Origin of the sequence: Microbacterium sp., assembly GCF_036277215.1 — a bacterium.
In the GTDB taxonomy this organism is placed as follows: domain Bacteria; phylum Actinomycetota; class Actinomycetes; order Actinomycetales; family Microbacteriaceae; genus Microbacterium.
This window is the reverse complement of sequence record NZ_DASUNI010000120.1, coordinates 1-2500: the sequence shown is the minus strand read 5'-3', so window position 1 is coordinate 2500 and position 2500 is coordinate 1. Positions and strand designations below refer to the sequence as shown.

Annotated in this window: 2 protein-coding genes; both read left to right on the top strand. The window is 66.8% G+C overall.

Features of this window, described 5'->3' with window-relative positions:
* On the top strand, positions 1 to 1395 hold a 1395-nt coding region (opgC, locus tag VFX99_RS06235; protein WP_329665450.1), incomplete at its 5' end, for an OpgC domain-containing protein.
* Between the two features lie 59 nt (positions 1396 to 1454).
* A partial coding sequence (locus VFX99_RS06230) for a glycosyltransferase (RefSeq protein ID WP_329665451.1) occupies positions 1455 to 2500 on the top strand: 1046 nt, incomplete at its 3' end.

Below are 2500 nucleotides of genomic sequence, written 5' to 3'. Positions count from 1 at the left end.
GTGGCCGGCGCGTTCCAGGGGGACGCCGCTGGGAGCGATCTGGTGTTCGGACCGGTCTACGATCCGATTGCACTGACCGAGAGCGTGCGCAACGGGGTGACGCTGAGCGGGGTCACCGCCTGGACGGTCGTCGCGCTCGTGCTGGCCCTCGCCGGCGTGCTGACGCTGTGGGGTCTCCTCCGACTGCGCGGCGGGCGCCAGGGATACACCGGTCCGTCCAACCGAGACCTGCGCATCGATCTGCTGCGCGGCGTGGCGATCGTCTTCGTCGTGGTGAATCACATCGCACTCGCCTCGCTGCTGCAGAACGCGACGCAGGAGGCGATCGGCATGGTCTCAGGTGCCGAGCTGTTCGTGCTCCTGTCCGGTGCGGTCCTGGCGATGGTCTACCGCCCGAAAGTCGTCGGGGGAGGCATCGGCGAGGTAACGCTGCGCACCGCGCGGCGGGCGTGGAAGCTGTATGTCACCGCGCTGGTTCTGGTGCTGACCATCGGAGCAGTCAGTCTGGTCGGCTTCGTCGACTCGACACCGGTCACGAGCTACGTCGATCAGGGCACGGGGGCGGCCGGCAGTGAGGCGAGCGGGCGGGTGTACGACCTCTACACGAGCTTCGACACCCTCTTGACCTACCCGGTCGACCCGTCGATCGTGGTCGATCTCGCTCTGCTGCGGCTGGGCCCGTGGCAGGTGAACGTCCTCGGACTCTACGTCGTGATGCTGCTGATCTCGCCGCTGATCCTCTGGGCGCTTTCGCGCCGACGCTGGATCGCCGTCCTCGGGGTCAGCTGGGCGATCTACGCCAGCCAGATCTTCATCCCGATCCGCCTGTTCCCGTCGCAGTTCGAGGACTCGTTCCCCCTCCTGACGTGGCAGGTACTGTTCGTGACCGGGATGGTCGCCGGCTTCTACCGTCGCGAGATCGTGTCCTGGTTCGTCACCCGGCCAGGACAGATGGTCCTCGCCGTGTGCATCGTCGCCACCGTCGTGCTGGGACTGTCCTCGTGGAACAACCCGTATCTCTCCAGCGCGTACGATCTGCGTCTCGGGCTCATCCCGCCGAACACGTTCTCGTCGATCTACTCGATCGGCTTCGAGCGCACTTCGCTGGACCCGGGCCGGCTGCTCAACGTGTTTCTGGTCACGATCACCGCATACGCCCTGCTCAGCGTCTTCTGGAAGCCCCTGAACCGTCTGTTCGGCTGGTTCTTCGTGCCGATGGGCCAGGCCACCCTGTACGTTTTCGTCATGCACGTCTTCTTCGTGCTGATCGTCGCGAACGTGCCCGTGCTCCGTGAAGGGAGCATCCTCATCAACTCGCTCGCGTACATCGTGATCCTGGGTCTGCTGTGGATCATGGTGAAGAAGAAGTTCCTGTTCGGGATCGTGCCGCGATGACCGACGACAAGTACGCAAGTCGGCGCTCGACGCGCAGCGCCCTCGCCTCGCCTCGCCGGATGCTGCTCCTGCGGATCATCGCCCTGCTGAGCATCGTCCTCGGTCTCAACTACATCGTCTGGCGCTGGCTGGACTCGCTCAACTGGAGCGCGTGGTGGATCGCGATCCCGCTCGTGCTCGCCGAGACCTACAGCCTGATCGACGTGTGCCTGTTCGGGATGACGATGTGGCGCGCGCGTGGCCGGCCGGTGCCGCCTCCGCCCGCCCCGGACGCGACCGTCGACGTCTTCATCACGACGTACAACGAGCCGATCGACCTCGTGATGACGACCGCGCTCGCCGCCCAGCGAGTCCGGTTCCCGCACAAGACGTGGATCCTCGACGACGGCGACCGCGCCGAGATGCGGGCGGCCGCGGAACGCGCCGGCCTCGGATACGTCACCCGGTCCGCCGACTGGAAGGACCGTCCGCGGCACGCGAAAGCCGGAAACCTCAACAACGCGCTCGAGCAGACGACGGGTGAGTTCATCCTGATCCTCGACGCCGATCAGATCCCCCGCCCCGAGATCCTCGAAAACACCCTCGGCTATTTCAGAGACCCCGAGGTCGCACTCGTGCAAACCCCGCAGGTGTTCTCGAACGTCGCGATCGGCGACCCGCTCGGCAGTCAGGCACCGCTGTTCTACGGGCCGATCCAGCAGGGCAAAGACGGTTGGAACGCCGCCTTCTTCTGCGGCTCCAATGCAGTTCTGCGTCGCGAGGCGCTCATGCAGCTGGGCATCGTGGGGTACGTGCGCGAACTCGACGCGCGGATCTCGTCGGCGCTGCGCACTGCCGGGCGCGCAGTCAGGAAGGCGCAGTCCCACCCGGCCGCCCAGGATGCGGCGGTGCGGCGTGCGCTCGACGATGTCGCGGCGGCGATCCGCGAAGCGCGAGCCAAGATGGCGGCGGGGGTTCCCGTGGCCTCGGTCACGTACGAGCTGCACCGCCAGGTGGATGCCGCGAGCTACTCGCTCGTGGCATCGGACGTCGCCGGCGTAGAGGGCGATCTCGCAGAGATCCGGGCACTGGCCCGGATGAACGGCGGCCCGATGAGGGTCGGTGC